A 24366-nucleotide genomic window follows, 5' to 3' on the forward strand; every position below is an offset into this window, starting at 1 on the left:
GTCATGGCACCTTTTTCTTATTTTTAGTAAGCAAAATGATAGACAAACTGTTTGTCAACGATTATCATGTGGATAGTAATTCGCTTGAGGAGGAATGAATCATGGCAGAAGAGAAAAAATACGATGTCATTATTATCGGTGCCGGCCCTGGTGGGATGACGACGGCGCTGTACGCTTCACGAGCTAACTTGAAGGTTGTCATGCTGGACCGGGGAGCTTATGGTGGTAACCTCAACAACACTGCTTCAATCGTGAACTACTCCGGCTTCAAGGACGTGCAAGGTCCAGAGCTGGCGGAAAAGATGTACCAGGGAGCAACCCAGTTTGGTGCAGAATATGCCTACGGAACCGTTACGAAGGTTGAAGTCGATGGGGCGAACAAGAAGGTCACGACTGATATGGGGGAAACCTATGTTGCCCCCGTTGTGGTAATTGGGACCGGTTCTGACCACCGCAAGCTCGGCGTACCGGGTGAAGAAGAGTTTGGTGGCCGGGGCGTTTCCTACTGTGCAGTCTGCGACGGGGCCTTCTTTAAGGGCAAGCACTTGGTTGTTGTCGGTGGCGGTGACTCCGCGGTGGAAGAAGGGCTCTACCTAACCCAGCTGGCTTCCAAGGTGACTGTTCTGGTACGGCGAGGTGAACTCCGGGCTCAACCAATGCTCCAGGATGAGGCCAAGAAGAACCCAAAGATGGAGTTTGTCTTCAACACGAGCGTTACTGAGATCATGGGTGATGACGTCAAGGTGACTGGCGTCAAGACCCACAACAACGAAACCGGTGAAGATGGTGAACTGGCAGCCGATGGGGTCTTTATCTATGTCGGTAATATCCCGCTGACTAAGCCCTTTGCCGACCTGGGAATCCTGGACGACCAGGGCTGGGTCAAGACTGATACCGTGATGCAGACCAGCATTCCGGGAATCTATGCCATCGGTGATGTGCGCGAAACGCCGCTGCGGCAGATCGCCACTGCCGTTGGGGACGGTGCCATTGCCGGTCAACAGGTTTTCCAATACATCAAGAGTCAGGAATAATAATCTGATGACAAAATCCGCTCAACGGACAAGATGTTCGCTGAGCGGATTTTATTATTCTTCTTGCCAGGATGACATTTACGCAGCTGATCTGAGTTACTACCCAATCAGTAAGTTTTTAACCACCACTGGCCGCTGCCTGAAAAATTTTCCAGTGCTTTGAATAAAAGTTTAGTAAAACAATGAGTAAAAACGGCACCCACCAGGAAGATGCGGTATACTATGTACAGATTAAAGAAGTAAAGGAGACTTTATTGTGAGCTGGAAAGACACATACCAAGTATGGAAAGAGCGGACTGATTTAGAGCCTAAACTCAAGCAAGAATTAGCCGCCATGACCGATGAACAGGAAATCAAAGACGCCTTTTATGGCCCACTGTCCTTTGGTACCGCCGGAATGCGGGGCTTGATGGGACCCGGAATCAACCGGATGAACGTGTACACGGTTCGGCAAGCAACGGAAGGTTTGGCTACTCTGATGGATTCACTCGGCGATGAAGTCAAGCAGCGCGGGGTGGCGATTGGCTATGATTCCCGGCACAACTCCTACCGCTTCGCCCATGACTCCGCTCGGGTGCTGGGAGCGCACGGGATTAAGGTTTACATCTACGACAACGTTCGGCCAACGCCTGAATTATCATTTGCCGTTCGCCAGATGGAAACTTACGCTGGAATTATGATTACTGCCAGCCACAATCCGAAGGAATACAACGGTTACAAGATTTACGGTGAAGATGGGGGCCAGATGCCGCCGAAGGAATCCGACATGATGACCGGCTACATCCGCAAGATTGATGACATCTTCGACATCCAACTAGCCGATGAGCAGGAAATGCTGGATAACGGCTTGGAAACCATCATGGGTGAAGACGTTGACCATGCCTACCTCCAACTGGCAAAGGAAGTCACGGTCAACCCTGAACTGGCTAAGCAGTATGGCAAGGACATGAAGTTCGTCTTCACGCCCCTGTGCGGAACTGGCCGGATGCTGGGTGAACGGGCCCTCCGTCAAGCCGGCTTTACCAACTTTACGATTGAACCTACCGAAGCCCAACCGAATGGTGACTTTCCTGGCTTGGAGCACCCGAACCCAGAGTTCCCCGAAGCCTTCGTTCGCTCAATTGCCCTAGGGAAGAAGATTGACGCTGACGTCCTGATTGCGACCGACCCAGACGCGGACCGACTGGGGTGTGCCGTTCGCCAGCCAGACGGTGAATACCAGTTGCTGACGGGGAACCAGATTGCCACGATTATGCTGGCCTACATCCTGGAAGCCCGGAAGCAGGCGGGGACCCTGCCAAAGAATGCGGCGGCTGTTAAGTCAATCGTTTCCACCAACTTTGCGGCTAAGGTTGCCGCGAGCTACGGTGTCGATATGATTAACGTCCTGACCGGTTTCAAGTGGATTGCGGACCAGATTCACCAGTACGAAACTGGCAAGGCTGACCACACCTTCATGTTTGGCTTTGAGGAAAGCTACGGCTACCTGATTAAGCCATTCGTTCGGGACAAGGACGCCATCCAGTCACTGACCCTGCTGGCAGAAGTTGCTGCTTACTACCGGAGTCGTGACATGACCCTGTACGATGGCTTACAGGAACTCTTTAAGAAGTACGGCTACTTCCGTGAAAAGACGATTGCCAACACTTACGCCGGGGTCGACGGTCCTGCTAAGATTCAGAACTTAATGAAGAAGTTCCGGGAAGAAGCTCCAGCTGACTTTGCTGGTCACAAGGTGGCAGTCACCGAGGACTTCTCCAAGGGCACGAAGACGACCGCTGACGGCCAGGTCAGTGAGTTGGGGATTCCAGAATCCAACGTCCTCCGCTACGTCTTGGACGACGAAACTTGGATTGCTATTCGCCCATCCGGAACTGAACCAAAGCTGAAGTTCTACATCGGTACTAGCGCTGACTCACTGGACAAAGCCAATGCTAAACTGGCTGACTTTGAAAAGGCACTGCAAGCATTTGCCGAAGAATAAATTAATTTGAAATCAAATGGGGCTGTGAGGTGGCTGAAACCACGTCGCGGCTCTTTTTATAATGGTCAGATTATTAGACGAATGCATGTTTGCATGATACACTAAAATGTGTCTAAATTAGCGGTATGGCGCCGCAATAAGCAACGGGAGGAACAGCTTGTGATTTATCGTCAAGCAGACCGAAAATTTGACCTAGTTTCTGATTACCAGCCGACCGGGGACCAGCCGGAGGCCATTGACCAGCTGACCAAGGGAATTGAAAATGGTGATAAGGCCCAGATCTTGCTGGGGGCCACTGGGACCGGGAAGACTTTTACCATTTCTAATGTCATCGCAAACGTCAATAAACCGACCCTCATCTTGTCACATAACAAGACACTGGCGGGGCAGCTGTACGGCGAAATGAAGAAGTTCTTCCCCCACAATGCCGTCGAATACTTTGTCTCCTACTATGACTACTACCAACCAGAAGCCTACGTCCCATCGAGCGACACCTACATCGAAAAGGACGCCTCCATTAATGATGAAATTGATAAACTGCGAAACGCCGCCACGACAGCCCTATTAGAGCGTAACGACGTGATCGTGGTTGCCTCGGTGTCCAGCATTTTCGGCTTAGGGAACCCAAATGAGTACCAAAATAGCGTCATCTCTCTGCACGTCGGCCAGGAAATCGACCGGGACTTCCTGCTGCGGCAGTTAGTGACCATCCAGTACGACCGGAACGACATTGACTTCCAGCGGGGCCGGTTCCGGGTACACGGTGACGTGGTGGAAATCTTCCCTGCTTCCCACAGCGAAACCGCACTCCGGATTGAGTTCTTTGGGGATGAAATTGACCGGATCCGGGAAGTCGACGCCCTGACCGGCGAGGTGAAGGGCGACCGGGAGGAAGTTTCGATCTTCCCTGCCACCCACTTCATGACCAACGAGGACATTATGGACGTAGCCCTGCCGGAAATCGAGCAGGACATGAAAAAGCAGGTCAAGAAGTTTACCGACGAGGGAAATTTGCTGGAAGCAGAACGTCTCCAGCAGCGGACGACCTACGACATCGAGATGATGCGGGAGATGGGTTATACCAACGGGATTGAAAACTATTCCCGTTACATGGACCGCCGGAAGCCAGGCGAACCACCGTACACCCTGTTGGACTTCTTCCCGAAGGACTACCTGCTGGTGGTTGACGAATCGCACCAGACGATGCCCCAGGTACGGGGGATGTACAACGGTGACCGGGCCCGGAAGCAGATGCTGATTGACTACGGCTTCCGGTTGCCGAGTGCCCTCGATAACCGGCCGCTGAAACTGAATGAGTTTGAGCAGCACGTCAACCAGGTCGTCTACATGTCGGCCACCCCGGGTCCCTACGAGCAGGAGCAGACTGACCACGTGGCTCAGCAGATCATCCGGCCGACCGGTTTGCTTGATCCGACGATTGAAGTCCGGCCGGTAATGGGACAAATCGATAACCTGGTTGGTGAAATTAATAAGCGGATTGAGCGGCACGAACGGGTCTTTGTGACGACTCTGACCAAGAAGATGTCGGAGGACTTGACCGATTACTTAAAGGACCTCGGTCTCAAGGTCAAGTACCTCCACAGTGATATTAAGACCCTAGAACGGACGCAGATTATCCGTGACCTGCGGCTGGGAAAGTTTGACGTCCTTGTTGGGATCAACCTGCTCCGGGAAGGGCTAGACGTGCCGGAAGTTTCCTTGGTGGCAATCCTCGATGCCGATAAGGAGGGCTTCTTGCGCAACGAGCGCTCACTAATCCAAACGATTGGCCGGGCGGCCCGGAATGAGCACGGGGCGGTCATTATGTATGCCGACGAGGTTACGGAGTCGATGCAAAAGGCGATTGACGAAACGAAGCGGCGGCGGTCAATCCAGATGAAGTACAATGAGGACCACCACATCACGCCTCATACAATCGTTAAACCGATCCAGGAAGCCATTTCGGCGACGAAGGAAACGGCCGATACTGGCGAGCAGGCAGACAGCACGGAATTTACCACGAAGGACTTTGCCAAGCTGTCTAAGGATGCCCAGGCAAACATGGTCGATGAGCTGACCGAGCAGATGCGGGCGGCGGCTAAGCGGCTCGACTTTGAACAGGCGGCCACCCTTCGTGATACTGTTATGGAATTAAAGGCGCAAATGACCGGCAAGAAGACCAAGCCGGGACGGAAAGTGAAGTAGAGGAGGGATAATCCGTTGGCAAACGATAAGATTATTATTCACGGGGCTCGGGCCCACAACTTAAAAAACATCGATGTTAAGATTCCCAAGAACAAACTGGTGGTTATCACCGGCCTGTCCGGGTCCGGAAAGAGTTCACTGGCCTTTGACACCCTGTATGCCGAGGGACAACGCCGTTATGTGGAAAGCCTCTCCGCCTATGCCCGGCAGTTCTTAGGTCAGATGGACAAGCCCGATGTTGACTCCATCGACGGCCTGTCTCCGGCAATTTCCATCGACCAGAAGACAACCTCGCATAACCCACGGTCGACGGTGGGAACCGTCACGGAAATCAATGACTTCCTCCGGCTACTGTGGGCGCGGGTCGGCACACCAATCTGTCCAAACGACCACATCCCGATTACCAGCCAGTCGCCGGACCAGATGGTCGACCGGGTGCTGGAATTACCCGAGCGGACCCGGCTGCAGATTCTGTCGCCAGTCGTCCGTTCAAAGAAGGGGACCCAAAAGAAGGTCCTGGCAACGATTAAACGAGAGGGCTTTGTCCGGGTCCAGGTGGATGGTGAAACCTACGACCTCGATGAAGTTCCGGAACTAAACAAGAATCAGGAACACACGATTAACGTGGTTATTGACCGGATTATCGTCAAGGAGGGGGTTCGGTCCCGGCTCTTTGACTCCTTTGAAGCGGCCCTCCGCCTCAGCGATGGCTACGCAATTGCCGACGTGATTGGCGGCGAGCCAATTCCCTTCTCCGAAAAGTATGCCTGCCCAATTTGTGGCTTCACGGTTGGCGAACTGGAACCGCGGCTCTTTTCTTTCAACGCACCGATGGGGGCTTGTCCGGTCTGTGAGGGCCTGGGTTCCAAGCTGGAAGTTGACGTTGACCTCGTGGTGCCCGACCGCAGCAAGACTTTGCGTGACGGGGCGATGGCACCCTGGAACCCGATCTCGTCCCAGTACTACCCACAGCTCCTAGAACAGTTCTGTCAGTCAGTTGGCATCGACATGGACACGCCGTTCAATAAGTTGCCGAAGAAGCAGCAACAGCTGGTCCTCTACGGCAATGGTGACCAGACCTTCCACTTCCACTACGAAAATGACTTTGGCGGCGTGCGGGACGTCGACGTACCCTTTGAGGGGGTCGTTAACAACGTTAAGCGGCGTTACCGGGAAACCAATTCTGACTTCACCCGGGAGCAGATGCGCAAGTACATGACCGAGCTGCCGTGTCCAGCCTGCCACGGCTACCGGCTGAATGAGCGGGCGCTGGCTGTAAAAATCTCTGGTCAAAACATCGGCCAGGTATCTGACCTGTCCATCAGTGATGCCATTGACTTCTTCAAGCAGGTACAGTTGTCCGAGCAAAACGAGCAGATTGCCCGGCCGATCCTCAAGGAAATCCTCGACCGGCTGACCTTTATGAAGAATGTTGGAGTCGAGTACCTGACGCTGAGTCGGTCGGCCCGGACCCTGTCCGGTGGGGAAGCCCAGCGGATCCGGCTGGCGACCCAAATTGGTTCTAACCTTTCAGGGGTGATGTACGTCCTTGATGAACCATCGATTGGGCTCCACCAGCGGGATAATGACCGTTTGATCTCGTCGCTCAAGGCAATGCGGGATCTCGGCAACACTCTGATCGTGGTGGAACACGATGAAGATACCATGCGGGCTGCCGACTACATCATTGATATTGGTCCTGGCGCCGGCGAGAACGGTGGTCAGGTGATGGCTGCCGGCACACCGAAGCAGGTGATGCGGTCCCGGAAGTCGCTGACCGGCCAGTACCTTTCCGGTAAGAAGTTTATCCCGGTTCCGGCAGAACGGCGGTCCGGGAATGGTAAACACATTGTAGTTAAGGGGGCCGCGGCGAATAACCTGAAGCAGATTGACGTCGACTTTCCACTTGGCAAGTTTATCTGCGTGACCGGGGTTTCCGGTTCCGGCAAGTCGACCCTGGTCAACCTGATTCTCAAACGGATTTTGGCCCAGAAGCTCAACAATAATTCTGCCAAGCCGGGGAAGTATGCTTCCATCAGCGGGGTCAAGAATATCGAAAAAGTCATCGACATTGATCAGTCACCGATTGGCCGGACACCGCGTAGTAACCCGGCCACCTACACCGGGGTCTTTGACGATATTCGGGAGCTTTTCGCCCAGACCAACCAAGCTAAGGTGCGGGGCTATACCAAGGGCCGCTTCAGCTTCAACGTTAAGGGCGGCCGCTGTGAGGCATGTCATGGGGACGGAATTCTTAAAATTGAGATGAACTTCCTGCCCGACGTGTACGTCCCGTGTGAGGTTTGCCACGGGACCCGCTACAATTCAGAGACCCTCGAAGTGGAATACAAGGGCAAGAACATCGCGGAAGTCTTGAACATGACCGTCTCGGAGGCTCTGAAATTCTTCAGTGCCATTCCAAAGATCCGGCGGAAACTCCAGACAATCGAAGACGTGGGCCTCGGCTACGTCCACCTGGGGCAGCCGGCGACGACCCTGTCTGGTGGGGAAGCCCAGCGGATGAAGCTGGCGGCTGAACTGCACCGTCAGTCCCACGGCAAGAGCTTCTATATCCTGGATGAACCGACGACGGGGCTGCACATGGACGACATCAAGCGGCTCCTCGGCGTCCTTCAACGCCTGGTCGATGCTGGCAACACCGTCCTGGTGATTGAACACGACCTGGACGTGGTGAAGTCTGCCGACTGGCTGATTGACCTGGGACCCGAAGGCGGAGATGCTGGCGGAAACGTTGTGGCGACGGGAACGCCAGAGGAAGTCGCCCAGGTCAAGGAAAGCTATACCGGCCGGTACTTGAAAGAGATGTTGGACCGGGACCAACAATGGGCGGCGGACCGGGCTGCTAAGAAGAACAAGTAGATAGTTAAAACAGCTAGGAGTAAACTCAGTTTCTTAACTGTTTTATAGATAATAATGCCTCAGCGCAGTAGCTGGCTGGCAGTTCAAACGCTGATAAATCAGCATTTGACCAACCCCAAATAGGCTTGCTTCGCGTCGTAGCCACCCTTGCGGAGGTTCCCAGAGGCTAGCTTCGCGTCGAAAGACAAACACCGAAAATCTGCCAGCCGATTTTCGGTGTTTTTTCTCACTCTCTTAAATTAAATAGTACTATATTTACATTTAATATTATACAAGATATAATATAGTTGAATTAAGTGAGGTGAACAGGATGAAAATACAAATCACAGCAGAGTTGCTCGATGGGGTGGTGCTGGCGATCCTTAAACAAGATGACTACTATGGCTATGCACTGACCCAGCGTGTGCAGTCGGTTATTGATATTTCGGAGTCGACAATGTATCCGGTCCTGCGCCGTTTGAAGAAGAGCGGGGACCTCACGACCTATGACAAACCGTACCAGGGCCGTAACCGGCGCTACTATCAGCTCACGGCGGCTGGTGAGCAGCGCCTAACGGAAATTTTGTCACTTTGGGAGCAGTATAAGGGGAACCTGGACCGAATTTTTTATCAGCGAGGTGAGGAATAATGAACGCACGGGAGAAATACATCCAAGAATTAGAAAAATATTTAGTTACTTTGCCGGCAGCAGAGCGCGCGGATGCAGTTGACTTTTACAACGAGTTTATCGAGGACGCTCACTACGATACGCGGGAGCAAATCGTCGCTGAGTTAGGAACGCCACGGCAGCTTAGCCACCAAATTTTGGCGGACTACTCGATTAAGGCTAACGAGAAGGACGGCGGGGCAGGGAAACCGGCCTCGACCAAGTCCAGCTGGCGGGTGTTTTGGCTAGTCCTGATTGCCATCGTGACCTCGCCAATTACCCTGGTCCTCAGCGTCGTAGCGTTTGCTATCCTGATTACGGCCTTAGGGGTCGCCATCGGGATTATCATTGGCCTGCTCGGCGTGATCGTAGGGCTGCTGGTGACGGCGGGAGCGATGCTGTACCTGGGCTTTGGCCTGCTGGTAGCGGCACCGATGACCGGGATCTTCTACCTGGGAATTGGCCTGGCAGTGCTGGGGGGCTTCCTGATCTTTATTCCGTTAGGCTACTGGATTATCCGCCTGTTGGCACAGGGAATCGCGAACCTTTCTAAGTTTCTTTACCAAAAACTCCAGGGAAGGAGGACAAAGTAACCATGAAGAAGTTATTTAAAATTAGTCTGGGACTCCTGATTGTTGGCTTGATTCTGACCGCAATCGGCTTCTGGGGCCATGGCGCCCGCGACGTCCATTTTGCCGGCCCCAAACCAGTAATTACCAAGAACGTCAGCAAGAGTTTAGTGACGAACCAGCACTTTGACCGCCTCGACATTAACGCCGCTACGGCGGACATCAGGGTTAGAACTGGTCGTGAGTTTAAGGTGAGCTATCAGGGAAGCAGTGCTTTGCAACCGAAAGCAGCCATTACCAACCAGCTGGTGACGGTTAAGCAAACGCAGGCCGTTTACGGGACTATCTGGGGGAGCAATAGCAGTGCGGACGTAATTACGATTACCGTCCCCAGGGGAACCAAGCTCGCCGGAACGATTAAGACGACCAGCGGCGACGTCACGGTTAACGGGGTCGACCTCACTGGAGTAACGATTGACGCTCGGGACGGGGATGTTGACTTGCGGGATTTGACGGTCGAAGGCGGCAAGGCCCGGTTGGAGTCTGGCGACTTTACCAGTCGAAACGTTACCTTCCGGGGCAACTACTTTGTAAACAATAGCGACGGCGATAATGAGGTCGTTGACGCGCGCGTCGATGGCTACTTCCTGAAGACGACGGACGGTGATAACGAAATTGACGGCGCCGACCATGACAGCGGCCAGCAGTCAGCCAATGAGAATGCCGCGAACCTTCTCCACCTGACGAGCGAAGACGGTGACAACACGATCAAGAATATTCAAGCAGTTGAATAAGTCCATGGCGGTTGCCGGGAAAAGTTCCCGGGCCGCCTTTTTGCTGTCGTGGTAAGATGGGAACAGAAAGGCGGCGGTTTCTGATGATTTTATTAAGTTCCTGTTTAGCAGGTTTCAACGTTCGTTACGATGGTGGCAATGCCCGGCGGCCACTGGCGGTCAAACTTCTGGCAATTGGGGCTGCCATCACGGTTTGCCCGGAAATCATGGCCGGCTTTACCACCCCGCGGGAACCTGCGGAAATTCAGGGAGGAACGGGAGTTGATGTCCTGGCAGGCCGGGCGCGGGTGGTAACCAAATCTGGAGCTGATGTGACAGCCAACTATCTGATGGCGGCGCGGCAAGTCCTCGCAATTGCCCAGAAACACCAGGTGACAGTGGCCTACCTGAAACAAAAGAGTCCGGCCTGCGGAAGCAAGGTAATCTATGATGGTAACTTTGCTGGTCAACAGATAGCCGGTCAGGGGGTGACGGCCGCCCTCCTGCAGCAACACGGGATCCGAGTTTTTGGCGACGAAGAGCTGACTAAAGAGCACGTCGCGCCCTTTTTATCACCGGCAGTGGTCAAGTTATTAGACAAGCACAATCTTGTGGAATGATTACTGGGAAAAGACACGCCCGGCATAGTTGTGGTACAATATTAAAAAAGTTGTCTGAGAAGGAGAATTGGTGATGACGGAAAAAATGAAAGTGGTAATTATCACCGGCATGAGCGGGGCCGGGAAAACCCTCGCGGTCCACAGTTTTGAAGATTTGGGCTATTTCGTGATTGATAATATGCTCCCCAACTTAGCGGAGAAGTTTGTCGACGTCATTGAGGAGTCCGGTGAATTTAAGAAGATTGCGATGGTGATGGACTTACGGTCACGGGGCTTCTATGACCAAGTCCTGCCGACTCTGCACAAACTGAAGGAACGCGCGGACCTTGACGTCAAGCTGCTCTTCTTAGACGCAAATAACGTTAAACTGGTTTCCCGCTATAAAGAAACCCGCCGCCTGCACCCATTGGCACGGCAGGGTCGGATCCTGGACGGGGTGGAAATGGAACGGCAATTGCTGAGTGAGCTGAAGAGCCGGGCGGATGTGATCATTGACACCACCGATTTGACTCCCCGGAACCTCAAGCTGCGGATTGACAAGCTCTTTAGCAATGGTGAAGAAAGCAACTTCTTTGTTGAGGTAATGTCCTTTGGCTTTAAGTACGGCCTCCCCCTGGATGCCGACATCGTAATGGACGTCCGCTTTCTCCCCAACCCCTTCTACCTGCCCGAACTAAAGTACCTGACCGGGAATGATGCGGCGGTGCAGGAGTACGTTATGAAGAGCACGGCGGCGCAAGAGTTTTACGCTCATCTGCGGTCGTTGTTGGAAAACGCCCTGCCTGGTTATATTAAGGAGGGCAAGAGCAGCTTAACGGTAGCAATTGGTTGTACGGGTGGACAGCACCGGTCGGTAACGATTGCCAACAAACTGGCCGCGGGGCTTAAAAAGGATGGTTATAAGGTTAATCTCTACCACCGTGACATCAGTAAGGCGCAGTAAGAGGGGAGTGAACGTGGATGATGCATAAGCCGAAAATAGTTGTTATCGGTGGTGGGACTGGCCTGCCAGTCGTTCTCCGGGGGCTTCGTGACCAGGATGCCGACGTGACGGCAGTCGTGACGGTTGCTGATGATGGCGGCTCGTCGGGAATCCTGCGAAATTACATTAACGTGGTGCCGCCGGGTGACATTCGTAATGTCCTGGTGGCCTTATCAGAAATGTCACCATTAGAATTAGATGTCTTTCAGTACCGTTTCAAGAGTTCGGACCAGTTTTTCGCGGGACACGCTATCGGCAACCTGATTATCTCAGCCTTGTCTGAAATGCGCGGCGGAATTTTTCCGGCGGTCCAGGAACTCTCCCAGATGATGAAAATCCGTGGCCATGTGTACCCGGTCGCTAACGAACCACTGACCCTCAACGCGGAATTTACTGATGGGTCAACAATTAGCGGAGAAGCTGAAATTACGGCGGCTCACCAGCGAATCAAGCGGGTCTGGGTAACGTCAGCAGACGGGGCGGATGGTGACCAGATCCAGCCGGTACCGGAAGTCCTTCAGGCAATCAGAGCGGCTGATCAGATCGTGATCGGCCCAGGAAGCCTCTTTACCAGTATCCTACCGAATTTAATGATTAAAGCGGTCCGGGACGCGGTATGTGAAAGCAAGGCGGAAGTTGTCTACATTTGCAACATCATGACCCAAAAGGGCGAGACCGACCACTTTACCGACGCTGACCACGTGCGCGTTCTCAATAGCCACCTGGGACAGAACTTTATCGACACCGTCCTGGTCAATATCCAGCCGGTACCGAAAAACTACCTGGACTTTAAGCAGTGGAACGAGATTTCTCAGCCAGTGGGGCACGATTTCCAGGGCTTGCGAGACCTAGGCTGCCGGGTTATCAGTGCTAATTTTCTCCGCTTGAAAGACAACGGGGCTTTCCATGACCGTGATCGGGTAGTAGCCGAATTGATGAACCGCCTCCACCAGGTCCACGAATAGAGGAGGAGAGAAATGTCCTACGCGAGTGAAGTTAAAAAGGAACTGACGGCGATTAAAGTCCACCAGAAGAACGCCCAGGCGGAACTGATGGCGTTAATCCGGATGAACGGCAGTATTGCCATTGCCAATCGCCAGTTAATTCTTAATATCCAAACAGAAAATCCGGCGATTGCCCGCCGGATTTATTCGCTGCTGAAAGAATTTTACAATGTGGAAAGTGAAATTGTGGTGCGGCGGAAGATGAAGTTAAAGAAAAACAACCAGTACATTGTTCGCCTGCGCTATTCTGCCCAACGGGTCCTTGATGACCTGGGGATTTTGCAAAACTTCCAGATCAAAGAACAGGTACCGTTAGACCTGCTCAAGGATGAGTGGATGGTCCGCTCTTACTTACGGGGGGCTTTTCTAGCAGGGGGGTCCGTTAATAATCCGGAGACCTCCAGCTACCACCTGGAGATTTACTCCCTGTACGAGGAGCACAACGAAATGATTGCCCAGATGATGAACCAGTTTGGCCTCAATGCCCAGACGACGGCCCGGCGCAGTGGTTACATTGTTTACCTCAAGGAAGCCGAAAAGATTGCCAACTTTATGTCATTGATCGGGGCGACTAACTCGATGCTCCAATTTGAAAACGTCCGGATTGTCCGCGATATGCGAAACTCGGTCAACCGGCTGGTGAACTGCGAGAATGCCAACATGAACAAGATTGCCAACGCCTCAACCCGGCAGATTGAAAACATCAAGCTGATCGAAGATACCGTTGGTCTGGCAAGTCTCCCGGATAAGCTGCGTGAAATTGCTCAGACCCGGCTGAACCACCAGGAGGTTAGTCTCAAGGAACTTGGCCAGCTTGTCCCGGGTGGGCCAATTTCTAAGTCGGGCGTCAACCACCGCTTGCGGAAACTGAATGCCTACGCCGATGAACTCCGCACGAGCAAAACAGTTTAAACTAAAAAAAGAAGCTGCGAATTTTCACAGCTTCCTTTTTAGTACCCGCGCTTACTTTAAGCTCGAATTGTTTTCCATGATGCCATCCAGCAGACCATAGTCAACCGCTTCTTGAGCAGTTAAGTAGTGGTCCCGTTCGGTATCACGGTTAATCTTTTCAATTGGCTGACCGGAATTCTTAGCCAGAATTTCGTTAATCATCTTCCGGGTCTTCAGAATTTCAGTAGCAGCAATTTCGATTTCAGTTTGTTGACCTTGCGCACCGCCAGATGGTTGGTGAATCAGCACTTGGGAGTGTGGTAAGCCAAACCGCTTACCCTTGGTCCCGGATGAAACTAAGACACTCGCCATGGAAGCGGCCATCCCGATAACAATCGTCTGCACGTCGGACTTGATGAAGTTCATCGTGTCGTAGATTGCCATCCCAGAGGTAACAACACCACCAGGAGAATTGATGTAAAGGTAGATATCTTTAGTTGAATCCTGCGCGTCCAAGAAGAGGAGCTGCGCAACGATTGAGTTTGCCATTTCGTCTTCGATTGGACCAGATAACATGATAATCCGGTCCTTCAGAAGCCGTGAGTAAATATCATAAGCACGTTCACCGCGTGATGACTGCTCAATGACAGTAGGAACTAAGTTCATTATGTGGCCTCCTTGTAATTAGCACTCGTTAGCAATCATTGCTAACTGATATTAATACTATACTCGGTTGGTCAAAAAAGGTCAAATATTTTATCTCCTATTGGCTAAAAAAGAAAGAGGGGATGACAGCCTATTTGACCTGCCAGCCGCCTACTGCGTTGCTGTATTTTGGGTTTTAAAATAGTAAAGAGGCTGAGTTTATTCCCAACCTCTCTTCAATATTATTGATTTTAGTGGTTGATGTCCGTGCAGAGCAGGGCTAATTCAGTTGCAGCACTCTGCCGGTCTAAGGCACGCCAGTCAGCGGTCGTAATAAAAACGTTCAATGATTTCGTGTTAGTCATAATAATGCCCTCCTGGAGCTAATTGCTTTTTTATTTCGTAGCTCTTAATCATATCTTGTATACTACACTCGATTGGTCTATAATGCAAGACCTAATATATCAGTATTTAAAAGCTGATAATATCGAATTGGTCTAGTCATCTTTGCGGATGCAGTGGCGGAGTAGGCTTCCACTTGCTAGTAAAATGTCATAGTAAAAGGAAGAATTTAGTAAATTTTTTGGCAGAAGAAGTTGAAATGAGCCCGCTTGTAAATGCTTTTTGACCAGGACTTGCTTTTTATTAGCTGGCCCGGTATAATTGGAACGTTAATTAATTTACGTACACAATAAGGAGGCATATTAGCTATGCGTAAAGCACACCCATACGGCGTTCAGGGCCGTCGCCCAATTGCTCCTAAGTACAAGCGAGCATTAAAAGAAAAGAAGATTGAAGCTATTCGCAAGTGGGCTAAGGAAAAGCCAGCTGACGAAAAGTAATTCATAAAATAAAGGAGACCGGGAGTGACTCGGTCTCCTTATTTTTTTGCCGTAGTGGGGAACGGGGATAGTAAGTGGAGGTGGAAATTATGGAAAAATTAATGAGGCGGCTGACTTTGTGGTCCGGGCTGGGCTTCCTCGTGACGGGGGCCTGCTACGGACTTTACCCCCAGCGTTTTCTCCTAACAATCGTGATTACATTATTGGTTCTCTTTTACCAGCTTGGAATGCGCCTGATAGTTGGCAACTGGCTCGAACCGCGCCTGCAGCTCAGACCATCTGCGGCTTGGTTTAAGGTCGGGGCCGGTGAACGACGCCTTTACCGATTACTCAGGGTGAAAAGGTGGAAGAAGTGGCTGCCAACGTATTCACCGGCAAAGTATGACGTTCGCCAGCATTCCCTCGCAGACATCATTAAAACGATGACCTATGCGGAGGTGGACCATGAGTTAATGCTGCTCCTCAGCTATCTTCCCGTCTTGCTAGTCATTCCCTTTGGCGATCCGGTGGTCTTCATCATCAGCTCGGTCGCTGCCAGCCTGGTCGAAGTGCCATTTATTGTCCTCCAACGCTATAACCGGGCCCGGTTAGTTAACGTCCTTCGCCGGCAAGCAAAGCGTCGTCCGCAAAATAAAATGTAGTTAATATGGCAGTCAAAGTAAATAAGGATGGCAAATTTTCCCCAGATTAAGGTACTATATCTGCTAACAATGACCTCCTGATTTGGGCTAGTTGAGCTTCAAATCAGCCAAGGGTAAGAATTGAAGAGCGAGGGAGCGGGCGAGAGTGGTCACTACATATTTCGCCTGCTTTTTGATTATCAAATAAACAAAAAAGGCTTGGAAGTCGGAACTTCCAAGCCTTAAATTATGCGCCCCCCGAGAGTCGAACTCGGATCTCGAGAACCGGAATCTCACGTGCGATCCATTACACTAAGGGCGCGTCATCAATCGACAAGTAATATAGTATCTTATCCCTAAATGGATTGCAAGCATTATTTGAAATTTTTAATCGAAATAGCGCTTACACCATAAAATTCGAAATTTATGAGTTGATTGAATAGACAATTCCCCAGAAGATGAGTATTATAAATGTCGTAAGGTTTTGTACCCTGTTTAACAAGCTAGCTTGGCTGACTTATTGAATGAGGTATTTACTCAATTTTGTTTTTCCTAAAGGAGGAAATTGCAGTATGACTGTAAAGATTGGTATTAACGGTTTCGGTCGGATTGGTCGCTTGGCTTTCCGTCGGATTCACGAATTGAACACTGACGAAATCGAAGTTGTAGCCATCAACGACTTGACTACTCCTTCAATGCTGGCTTACTTGCTGAAGTACGACTCTACTCACGGCAAGTTCCCTGGTGAAGTTTCATCAACTGACAACGCCATCGTTGTTGATGGCAAGGAATACCCTGTATACGCAGAACGCGATGCACGGAACATTCCTTGGGTAAAGAACGACGGTGTTGACTTCGTTCTTGAATGTACTGGTTTCTACACTTCAGCAGAAAAGTCCCAAGCTCACTTGGACGCTGGTGCAAAGCGTGTTCTGATTTCTGCACCTGCTGGCAACATTCCTACTGTTGTTCCTGGTGTTAACCTTGACACTTTGAAGGCTGACGACAAGATCGTTTCTGCCGGTTCATGTACCACTAACTGTCTTGCACCAATGGCTTACTTCCTGAACAAGAGCTTTGGTATCAAGGCTGGTACTATGACCACTGTGCACGCCTTCACTTCTACCCAAGCTATCCTTGATGGCCCTCGTGGTAAGAAGATGCGTAACAACCGTTCTGCAAGTGTTAACACTATTCCTCACTCATCTGGTGCTGCCAAGGCTATCGGCCTGGTTATCCCAGAACTGAACGGTAAGCTTTCTGGTCACGCTCAACGTGTTGGTGTTGTTGACGGTTCCCTGACTGAACTTGTTTCCATCATGGACAAGAAGACCACTGTTGACGAAATCAACGACGTTATGAAGAAGGCTACTGAAGGTAACGAAGCATACGGTTACACTGAAGACCCAATCGTATCAACTGATATCATTGGCTCTACTTACGGTTCCGTATTCGACCCTTCACAAACTGAAATCATGGAAGCCGATGACGGTTCACAATTAGTTAAGACTGTTGCTTGGTACGACAACGAATATGGTTTCACCAGCAACATGATCCGGACTCTGCTTCACTTTGCAACTCTGTAATTCATCCCTGACCAAGGAAATGAATTAATGGCGGGAGGAGGAAACTCCGCCCGCTTTTTTAACAAGAAGGAGGTAAATACTCACATGGCTAAATTAACTGTTGAAGACCTTCCTTTAGAAGGCCAAAAGGTATTGATGCGGGTTGACTTCAACGTTCCAATTAAGGACGGCGTTGTTGGCGACGACAACCGGATCGTGGCAGCACTGACAACGATTAGGTATGTGATTGACCATGGTGGCCGGGCAATCCTGTTCTCCCACCTGGGTCGGGTAAAGAAGGAAGAAGACAAGCCGGGCCTGTCCATGCGTCCAGTCGCTGAACGGCTTTCGAACTTGCTGAACAAGCCGGTTACCTTTGTTCCCGTAACTGAAGGCAAGCAATTGGAAGACGCCATCGACAACATGAAGAACGGTGATGTTTTGCTCGTTCAAAACACCCGTTACGAAGATGTTAAGGACGGCGAATACGTCAAGCGCGAATCCGGCAACGATCCTGAATTGGGCAAGTACTGGGCTTCACTGGGTGACGTCTTCGTTAACGACGCTTTCGGTACTGCCCACCGGAAGCACGCTTCCAACGTTGGGATTGCTACTAACAAGCCGGGCAAGGCTGCTGCCGGTTACCTGATGGAAAAGGAAATCAAGTTCTTGGGTGACGCCGTGGACAACCCAGAACGGCCATTTGTTGCCATCTTAGGTGGTGCCAAGGTTTCCGACAAGATCGGCGTGATCGACAACCTGCTCGACAAGGCCGACAAGATCATCATCGGTGGTGGGATGGCTTACACCTTCTACGCTGCCAAGGGGATCAAGGTTGGTAACTCCCTAGTTGAAAAGGACAAGATCGACGTTGCTAAGCAAATCCTGGACAAGGCCGGTGACAAGCTGGTTCTGCCAATTGACAACGTTGTCGCTGACAAGTTCAATAACGATGCTGACACTAAGGTCGTTGAAGGCGACATTGATGACGGCTGGATGGCCCTCGACATTGGTCCAAAGTCCGTGGAAGAATTCGAAAACGTTCTGAAGGATGCTAAGACCGTTGTTTGGAACGGCCCAATGGGTGTCTTTGAAATGCCAAACTTCGCCAAGGGAACGCTGGAAATCGGTAAGTTCCTTGGGACTTTGACTGACGCTACGACCATTGTCGGTGGTGGGGACTCTACTGCTGCCGTTAAGGAATTGGGCGTCGCTGACAAGCTGACCCACATTTCCACTGGTGGTGGTGCTTCACTGACTTACCTTGAAGGGAAGACTCTGCCAGGAATTGCTGCAATTTCTGAAAAGTAATAATAATTAGTTACGAAGAGGACGGTAACCGTAGATACGGTTTCCGCCCTTTTTAGGAGGAATTAAGATGCGTATTCCGATTATTGCCGGCAACTGGAAGATGCACAAGACGGTAGCGGAAGCGGTGGCTTTTGTTAACCAGGTTAAGGATCAGCTACCACCAGCTGACCAGCTGCAAACGGCACTGGCGGCGCCCACCCTTTCCCTGGTTCCGATGGTTCAAGCAGCTGCCGGGTCCCCGCTGAAAGTAATGGCGGAAAACTGCTATTACCAAGACGAGGGGGCCTATACTGGCGAGACGAGTCCCTACGCTCTCTACCAGGCGGGAATTCACCACGTGATCTTAGGCCACTCGGAGCGGCGGAACTACTTCCACGAAGACGACGAATTAATTAATAAAAAGGTAAAGGCGGCCCTCCGCAACGGCCTGTGTCCAATCGTCTGCTGTGATGATACGATGGCTCGGCGAATTGCGGCTGATGATAAAATCCACTGGGCAGTCAACCGGATTTTAGCTGACCTGAAGGGGCTGAGCGAGGCGGATATCTGTAATGTCACCGTAGCTTACGAGCCTTCTTGGGCGATTGGCAGTGGTCAAAGCGCGGATTCCGATCAAGCCGAGGAGGGTTGCTACCTAATTCGTCAGACTATCAATGATATGTACGGGGAGGACGTTGCTAATAATGTTCGGATCCTCTATGGCGGCAGTGTGACGCCGGCCAACGCCAGGGCAATGATGGCAAAAAGCGATATTGATGGCGTTCTGGTAGGCACTGACAGCCTCGATCCCCGGACTTTTTTAGAAATAGTTAACCATTAAATGCTTGTTTTTAGTTGTGCAAAATAATACAATATTACTTGTAGTAGCGCGATTGCTATCGAATTTAAGACAGAGGAGAGATTCATCAAAATGTCACTTATTACAGATATTTATGCACGTGAAGTTCTTGATTCACGTGGTAACCCAACTGTTGAAGCAGAAGTTTACACTGAAGCTGGCGGTGTTGGCCGTGGAATCGTTCCATCAGGTGCTTCAACTGGTGAACACGAAGCCGTTGAATTGCGTGACGGCGACAAGGACCGTTTTGGCGGCAAGGGTGTTTTAAAGGCCGTTGCCAACGTTAACAACGTGATTGCCAAGGAAATCGTGGGGATGGAAGTTACTGACCAAATCGCCATCGACAAGGCAATGATCAAGTTAGACGGTACTCCTAACAAGGGTAAGCTTGGTGCCAACGCTATCTTAGCTGTTTCACTGGCTGCTGCCCGGGCTGCTGCTGATGAATTACAAGTACCTCTTTACAACTACCTTGGCGGTTTCAATGCTCACGTATTGCCAACGCCAATGATGAACGTTATCAACGGTGGTGCCCACTCTGATAACAAGGTTGACTTCCAAGAATTCATGATTATGCCAGTTGGTGCGCCAACTGTTCGTGAAGCTATTCGTTGGGGTTCAGAAACTTTCCACGCCTTGAAGAAGGAATTGGAAGCTGCCGGCAAGGTAACCTCTGTTGGTGACGAAGGTGGATTTGCTCCTGACTTTGCAAACAACGCAGAACCATTCGAATACCTGATCAAGGCCATCAAGGATGCTGGTTACAAGCCAGGCAAGGACATTGCCATTGCCTTTGACGTAGCTGCTTCCGAACTGTGGGACGACGACGCTAAGAAGTACAAGCTCCGTTGGTCCACTGGTGAAGAATACACCACTGAAGAATGGATTAAGTACCTTTCTGACATCATTGAAAAGTACCCAATCGTTTCTGTCGAAGACCCAATTGACGAAAATAACTGGGATGACTGGGTAACCCTGACCAACGAACTTGGCAAGAAGGTTCAACTGGTTGGTGACGACTTCTTCGTTACTAACACTGACTACCTGAAGAAGGGGATCAAGATGGGGGCTGCTAACTCCATCCTGATCAAGCTTAACCAAATCGGTACTTTGACTGAAACTGTTGAAGCCATCGAAATGGCTAAGGAAGCGGGTTACACTGCCATCGTTTCCCACCGTTCTGGTGAAACTGAAGACACGACCATCGCTGACCTGGTTGTTGCTACGAATGCCGGACAGATCAAGACTGGTTCCATGAGCCGGACTGACCGTCTTGCTAAGTACAACCAACTGATGCGGATCGAAGACAACCTTGGCGACGTTGCCCAATACAAGGGTATTCACTCATTCTACAACCTGAGTGAGCAAGCTCGTCAAGATATCGAAAACCGTTAATTCTCAGCCAGAATTAATGAGCAAGGGCGCTAGGCAACCGACCATTACTCGGACCTAGCGCCTTTTTGCTATCAAGGGTTGAAAACGCTTTGTTTTCTGGCAAGAGGAGCTATATAATATTAGCGAAACCGCCATTAAGCAGGACGGAACGAGGAGGAAGAGTGATGGCAAAAGAGATTAGAGGGATCGCCGCAAGTGAGGGGATTGGCATTGCCCCGGCTTACCGACTGGTGGAGCCAGACCTGCATTACGAGAAGCGGCGGATTGCAAACCCGATGGTCGAGTACAAACGTTTCATGCAGGCCGTCGACGCGTCAAGCGCTGACTTGCAGCTGTTAAAAGACCGGGCAGCCGGTCGGTTGACGCCGGACGACTTAGCGATTTTTGACGCCCACATTGCCATCCTTTCTGATCCGGAGCTGTTAAAGCAGGTTAAGCAGCAGATCGACCAGCAAATCTGTGCTGAGGAGGCAGTCGATACCGTAACGACCCGCTTTGCCCGCACCCTAGCCCAACTGTCCGACCCCTACATTCAGGAACGGGCGGGGGATGTTCGGGACGTTGCCAAACGCCTGCTCAGCCACCTCTTGGGAAAGCACCTGCCGGATATCGGGGCCATTAACCAGCCAGTTATTATTGTGGCGCACGAAGTTACCCCCTCTGATACCTCACAGATGGATACCCGGTTTATAAAGGGCATCGTGACCGACCTGGGAGGCCGGACTAGCCATGCCGCAATTATGGCCCGGACACTGGGAATTCCAACGGTGGTCGGAACTGACCACATTACGCGGGCTACGAAGGATGGGCAGCAGCTCGTTGTCGATGGCCTGCAGGGAACGGTGGTGGTAGGGCCAGCCGCGGACCAGGTCGACCACTTTACCGCCAAGGCGCAGCAACTGGCGCGGGAACAAAAAGAATGGCGCCAGCGGGTCAACGCGCCGTCAATTTCTAAGGACGGGCAACGGTTTGAAATTTCCGCCAATATTGGCAACCCGAATGACGTCGCCGCGGCAGTTCAACAGGGGGCTGATGGCGTGGGACTCTTTCGGTCCGAATTTCTCTACATGGGCAGTGACCATATGCCGACGGAGGATGAGCAGTATCAGTCTTACCGTCAGGCCCTAATTGGGATGCAGGGGAAGCCGGTGGTCGTCCGGACGCTGGACATCGGCGGGGACAAGCCCTTGCCTTACCTGCCGCTTCCCCGTGAAATGAACCCTTTCCTGGGCTACCGGGCAATTCGAATCAGTCTCAAGCATCCGGCCATCTTTAAGGCCCAACTGCGGGCGCTGATTCGGGCGTCCGCCCATGGTCCGTTGTCAATTATGTTTCCGATGATTGGAACCATCGCTGAGCTGCGGGCGGCGAAGAAAATTTTTAACGAGTGCAAGCGTGAGTTACAAAAGGACCAGCCCGGCCTGGGAAACAGTATCAAGCTCGGGATGATGATTGAAGTCCCGCTGGCGGCGATTAATGCCGAGCAGTTTGCGAAGGAAGTCGACTTCTTTAGCATCGGGACCAACGACCTGATCCAGTACAACTTCGCGGCCGACCGGGGCAATGATGAGGTGGCGTACCTCTACCAGCCGCTAAACCCGGCCTTCCTTGGCTTGCTCAAACACGTCATCGACGCCGGACACCGTCATGATACCAAGGTTGCCATGTGTGGCGAGATGGCGGGAGATAGTATCGCCTTGCCGCTGCTGATGGGGATGGGGCTCGACGAGTATTCAATGTCTTCATCATCGATCCTGCGGACCCGGACCTTAATGAGCAAACTTGATACGAACGAGTGCGCCCGGCTAGCAGATGAGGCCATCAACCAGTGTGTGACCGCCGGGGAAGTCCGGGCCCTGGTTAAGGAACGCCTGGGCGAAATCAACTAGCAGCAACTGGTGCTTATTAACCGGTGGAGAACGAAAGAAAACATCGTTCTCCACCGGTTTTACTTTAAATTATTAAGTTGATCCCGGTAATTCGGCGAAAGAATTAAAAAAAGATTAGAAATCCGTGGAAATCAAAGAAAATTTATAATATACTTTGAAACTGATAAATGAAAAGAGAAGGGAATCTGATTGGATATGAAGAAATCTGCACCAGAATTACGGCGGTCAATGACTGCGGGCCAAATGGAAATGATTTCACTTGGTGGCGCCATCGGGGTCGGCCTTTTCATGGGGGCTACCTCGACGATTAAGTGGACGGGGCCGTCAGTTTTACTTTCCTATGCCTTTGTGGGCTTAATCCTGTATATTGTCATGCGGGCTCTGGGAGAAATGATTTACGTCAACCCGGGGACTGGCTCCTTTGCGGATTACGCGACCGAGTATGTCCACCCGCTGGCTGGTTACCTTGCCAAGTGGGCTAACGTGTTTGAGTACATTGTTGTCGGGATGTCTGAAGTGGTGGCGGCAACCGAGTATCTCAAGTACTGGTGGCCGCATATGCATACCTGGCTAGCCGGAATTATTATCATTATCTTCTTGGTTCTTGCCAACCTCGCCAGTGCAAAGGCCTACGGGTCGCTTGAATTCTGGTTCGCGATGATCAAGGTCATCACGATTATCTTTATGATTTTACTGGGCTTTATGGTAATCTTCTTTGGCTTTGGCAACGGTGGTCACCCGACTGGTTTTAGCAACCTGTGGTCCCACGGTGGTTTCTTCACCGGTGGGGTGTCCGGCTTCTTCTTCTCCATGTCGATCATTGTCGGTTCCTATGAGGGAATCGAACTCCTGGGAATTTCTGCCGGGGAGGTTGCCGACCCGCAAAAGGCCATTGTCAAGTCGGTTAAGTCAGTACTTTTCCGGATTTTGATCTTCTACATTGGCGCGATCTTCGTGATTGTCACGATTTACCCTTGGAACCAGCTGAGCAGCGTCGGCTCACCATTCGTTTCTACCTTTGCCAAGGTTGGGATCACTGCCGCAGCGTCCATTATTAACTTCGTGGTCCTGACGGCTGCCCTGTCCGGTGCTAACTCGGGAATTTACAGTTCCAGCCGGATGCTCTTTAAGCTGGCCCATGAGGGGGACGCGCCAAGTATCTTTGGACGCCTTTCCAAGCGGGTGGTCCCCCATGCGGCAATCCTGGGGATTTCCGGCGGGATTTTGATTGGTTTCATCATCGATATCATTGCCTCGATTTACAGCAAGTCCACGGCGAACATGTTCGTGGTCGTCTTTAGCTCGTCCGTCTTGCCGGGGATGATTCCGTGGTTCGTCATTCTACTGGCCGAATTGCGTTTCCGGCACAACAACCCGGACTTGATGGCACAGCACCCGTTCAAGCTGCCCCTGTACCCGTTCTCCAACTACTTCGCGTTTGTAATGTTAATCGTGATTGTAATCTTTATGTTCATCAACCCTGATACCCGGGTTTCCGTGATTGTCGGTGCGCTGGTTCTGATTTTCGCGGTGGTCGTTTACCTGCTTCGGCACGGCTTTGACCGGCAACGGGGCTAAGCGATAACTGAATAATGCCTAACCGGCTAAGGAAGTTCTAGTGTTCCTTAGCCGGTTTCGTAGTACAATGGGGTAGTTTAAGTTTAGTTGAAAGG

Annotated in this window: 20 protein-coding genes and 1 tRNA gene; 19 read left to right on the plus strand and 2 right to left on the minus strand. The window is 51.4% G+C overall.

What is annotated here, in order from left to right:
* Nucleotides 1-101: 101 nt before the first annotated feature.
* From trxB to whiA, 11 genes are all read left to right on the plus strand, one after another.
* Complete coding sequence (gene trxB / locus FC49_RS02195) at nt 102-1034, plus strand: thioredoxin-disulfide reductase (RefSeq protein WP_056983987.1); 933 nt, start codon at nt 102-104, stop codon at nt 1032-1034.
* Nucleotides 1035-1290: 256 nt separating this feature from the next.
* On the plus strand, nt 1291-3018 hold the full coding sequence (locus FC49_RS02200; protein WP_003714058.1) for a phospho-sugar mutase: 1728 nt from the start codon (nt 1291-1293) through the stop codon (nt 3016-3018).
* A 159-nt stretch (nt 3019-3177) separates the two neighbouring features.
* The gene (uvrB, locus tag FC49_RS02205; protein ID WP_003714138.1) at nt 3178-5223 is read left to right on the plus strand and encodes an excinuclease ABC subunit UvrB; all 2046 of its coding nucleotides are present in this window, start codon (nt 3178-3180) and stop codon (nt 5221-5223) included.
* Between the two features lie 15 nt (nt 5224-5238).
* A complete protein-coding gene (uvrA, locus tag FC49_RS02210; RefSeq protein ID WP_056983990.1) occupies nt 5239-8103 on the plus strand; it encodes an excinuclease ABC subunit UvrA in 2865 nt (954 codons plus the stop codon).
* Nucleotides 8104-8413: 310 nt separating this feature from the next.
* Nucleotides 8414-8731 carry a PadR family transcriptional regulator gene (locus FC49_RS02215; RefSeq protein ID WP_003714115.1) on the plus strand — a complete coding sequence of 106 codons (318 nt, stop codon included), beginning with the start codon at nt 8414-8416 and terminating at the stop codon, nt 8729-8731.
* Complete coding sequence (locus tag FC49_RS02220; RefSeq protein ID WP_003714128.1) at nt 8731-9342, plus strand: DUF1700 domain-containing protein; 612 nt, start codon at nt 8731-8733, stop codon at nt 9340-9342. Before FC49_RS02215 ends, FC49_RS02220 begins: the two co-directional genes overlap by 1 nt.
* 2 nt (nt 9343-9344) lie before the next feature.
* Nucleotides 9345-10112, plus strand: a complete 768-nt coding sequence (locus FC49_RS02225; RefSeq protein WP_056983991.1) for a DUF4097 family beta strand repeat-containing protein — start codon at nt 9345-9347, stop codon at nt 10110-10112.
* 83 nt (nt 10113-10195) lie between these two features.
* Nucleotides 10196-10711 carry a 2-thiouracil desulfurase family protein gene (locus FC49_RS02230; protein ID WP_056983993.1) on the plus strand — a complete coding sequence of 172 codons (516 nt, stop codon included), beginning with the start codon at nt 10196-10198 and terminating at the stop codon, nt 10709-10711.
* A gap of 73 nt (nt 10712-10784) precedes the next feature.
* On the plus strand, nt 10785-11654 hold the full coding sequence (gene rapZ, locus FC49_RS02235; RefSeq protein ID WP_056983996.1) for an RNase adapter RapZ: 870 nt from the start codon (nt 10785-10787) through the stop codon (nt 11652-11654).
* Nucleotides 11655-11671: 17 nt separating this feature from the next.
* Nucleotides 11672-12658: a gluconeogenesis factor YvcK family protein gene (locus FC49_RS02240; RefSeq protein WP_003714140.1), complete on the plus strand. Its 987-nt coding sequence runs from the start codon at nt 11672-11674 to the stop codon at nt 12656-12658.
* 12 nt (nt 12659-12670) lie between these two features.
* Nucleotides 12671-13609 carry a DNA-binding protein WhiA gene (gene whiA, locus FC49_RS02245; RefSeq protein ID WP_003714062.1) on the plus strand — a complete coding sequence of 313 codons (939 nt, stop codon included), beginning with the start codon at nt 12671-12673 and terminating at the stop codon, nt 13607-13609.
* 51 nt (nt 13610-13660) lie between these two features.
* Here whiA and clpP read toward each other — a convergent pair whose 3' ends face one another.
* A complete protein-coding gene (gene clpP / locus FC49_RS02250; RefSeq protein ID WP_003714133.1) occupies nt 13661-14254 on the minus strand; it encodes an ATP-dependent Clp endopeptidase proteolytic subunit ClpP in 594 nt (197 codons plus the stop codon).
* A gap of 689 nt (nt 14255-14943) precedes the next feature.
* Between clpP and FC49_RS10300 the strand changes: the two genes are divergently transcribed.
* Together FC49_RS10300 and FC49_RS02255 are read left to right on the plus strand one after the other, a co-directional pair.
* Nucleotides 14944-15075: a hypothetical protein gene (locus FC49_RS10300; protein WP_003714049.1), complete on the plus strand. Its 132-nt coding sequence runs from the start codon at nt 14944-14946 to the stop codon at nt 15073-15075.
* 89 nt (nt 15076-15164) lie between these two features.
* Complete coding sequence (locus FC49_RS02255; RefSeq protein ID WP_003714104.1) at nt 15165-15716, plus strand: glycosyl-4,4'-diaponeurosporenoate acyltransferase CrtO family protein; 552 nt, start codon at nt 15165-15167, stop codon at nt 15714-15716.
* Between the two features lie 229 nt (nt 15717-15945).
* Here FC49_RS02255 and FC49_RS02260 read toward each other — a convergent pair.
* Nucleotides 15946-16017, minus strand: a tRNA-Arg gene (locus tag FC49_RS02260).
* Nucleotides 16018-16267: 250 nt separating this feature from the next.
* Here FC49_RS02260 and gap point away from each other — a divergent pair.
* The 6 genes from gap (at nt 16268) to FC49_RS02290 (ending at nt 24271) form a co-directional block, all read left to right on the plus strand.
* A complete protein-coding gene (gene gap, locus FC49_RS02265; RefSeq protein ID WP_003714064.1) occupies nt 16268-17281 on the plus strand; it encodes a type I glyceraldehyde-3-phosphate dehydrogenase in 1014 nt (337 codons plus the stop codon).
* A gap of 84 nt (nt 17282-17365) precedes the next feature.
* On the plus strand, nt 17366-18571 hold the full coding sequence (locus FC49_RS02270) for a phosphoglycerate kinase (protein WP_056983998.1): 1206 nt from the start codon (nt 17366-17368) through the stop codon (nt 18569-18571).
* A 67-nt stretch (nt 18572-18638) separates the two neighbouring features.
* Nucleotides 18639-19391 carry a triose-phosphate isomerase gene (tpiA, locus tag FC49_RS02275; protein WP_003714126.1) on the plus strand — a complete coding sequence of 251 codons (753 nt, stop codon included), beginning with the start codon at nt 18639-18641 and terminating at the stop codon, nt 19389-19391.
* A 90-nt stretch (nt 19392-19481) separates the two neighbouring features.
* The gene (gene eno, locus FC49_RS02280; RefSeq protein WP_003714071.1) at nt 19482-20804 is read left to right on the plus strand and encodes a phosphopyruvate hydratase; all 1323 of its coding nucleotides are present in this window, start codon (nt 19482-19484) and stop codon (nt 20802-20804) included.
* Nucleotides 20805-20968: 164 nt separating this feature from the next.
* Nucleotides 20969-22693, plus strand: a complete 1725-nt coding sequence (gene ptsP, locus FC49_RS02285; protein ID WP_056984000.1) for a phosphoenolpyruvate--protein phosphotransferase — start codon at nt 20969-20971, stop codon at nt 22691-22693.
* Between the two features lie 195 nt (nt 22694-22888).
* Nucleotides 22889-24271 (plus strand): amino acid permease, encoded by a 1383-nt coding sequence (locus tag FC49_RS02290; protein ID WP_056984026.1) that lies wholly within the window; start codon nt 22889-22891, stop codon nt 24269-24271.
* Nucleotides 24272-24366 lie beyond the last annotated feature (95 nt).

The sequence above is a fragment of the Limosilactobacillus oris DSM 4864 genome, from assembly GCF_001434465.1.
GTDB lineage: Bacteria > Bacillota > Bacilli > Lactobacillales > Lactobacillaceae > Limosilactobacillus > Limosilactobacillus oris.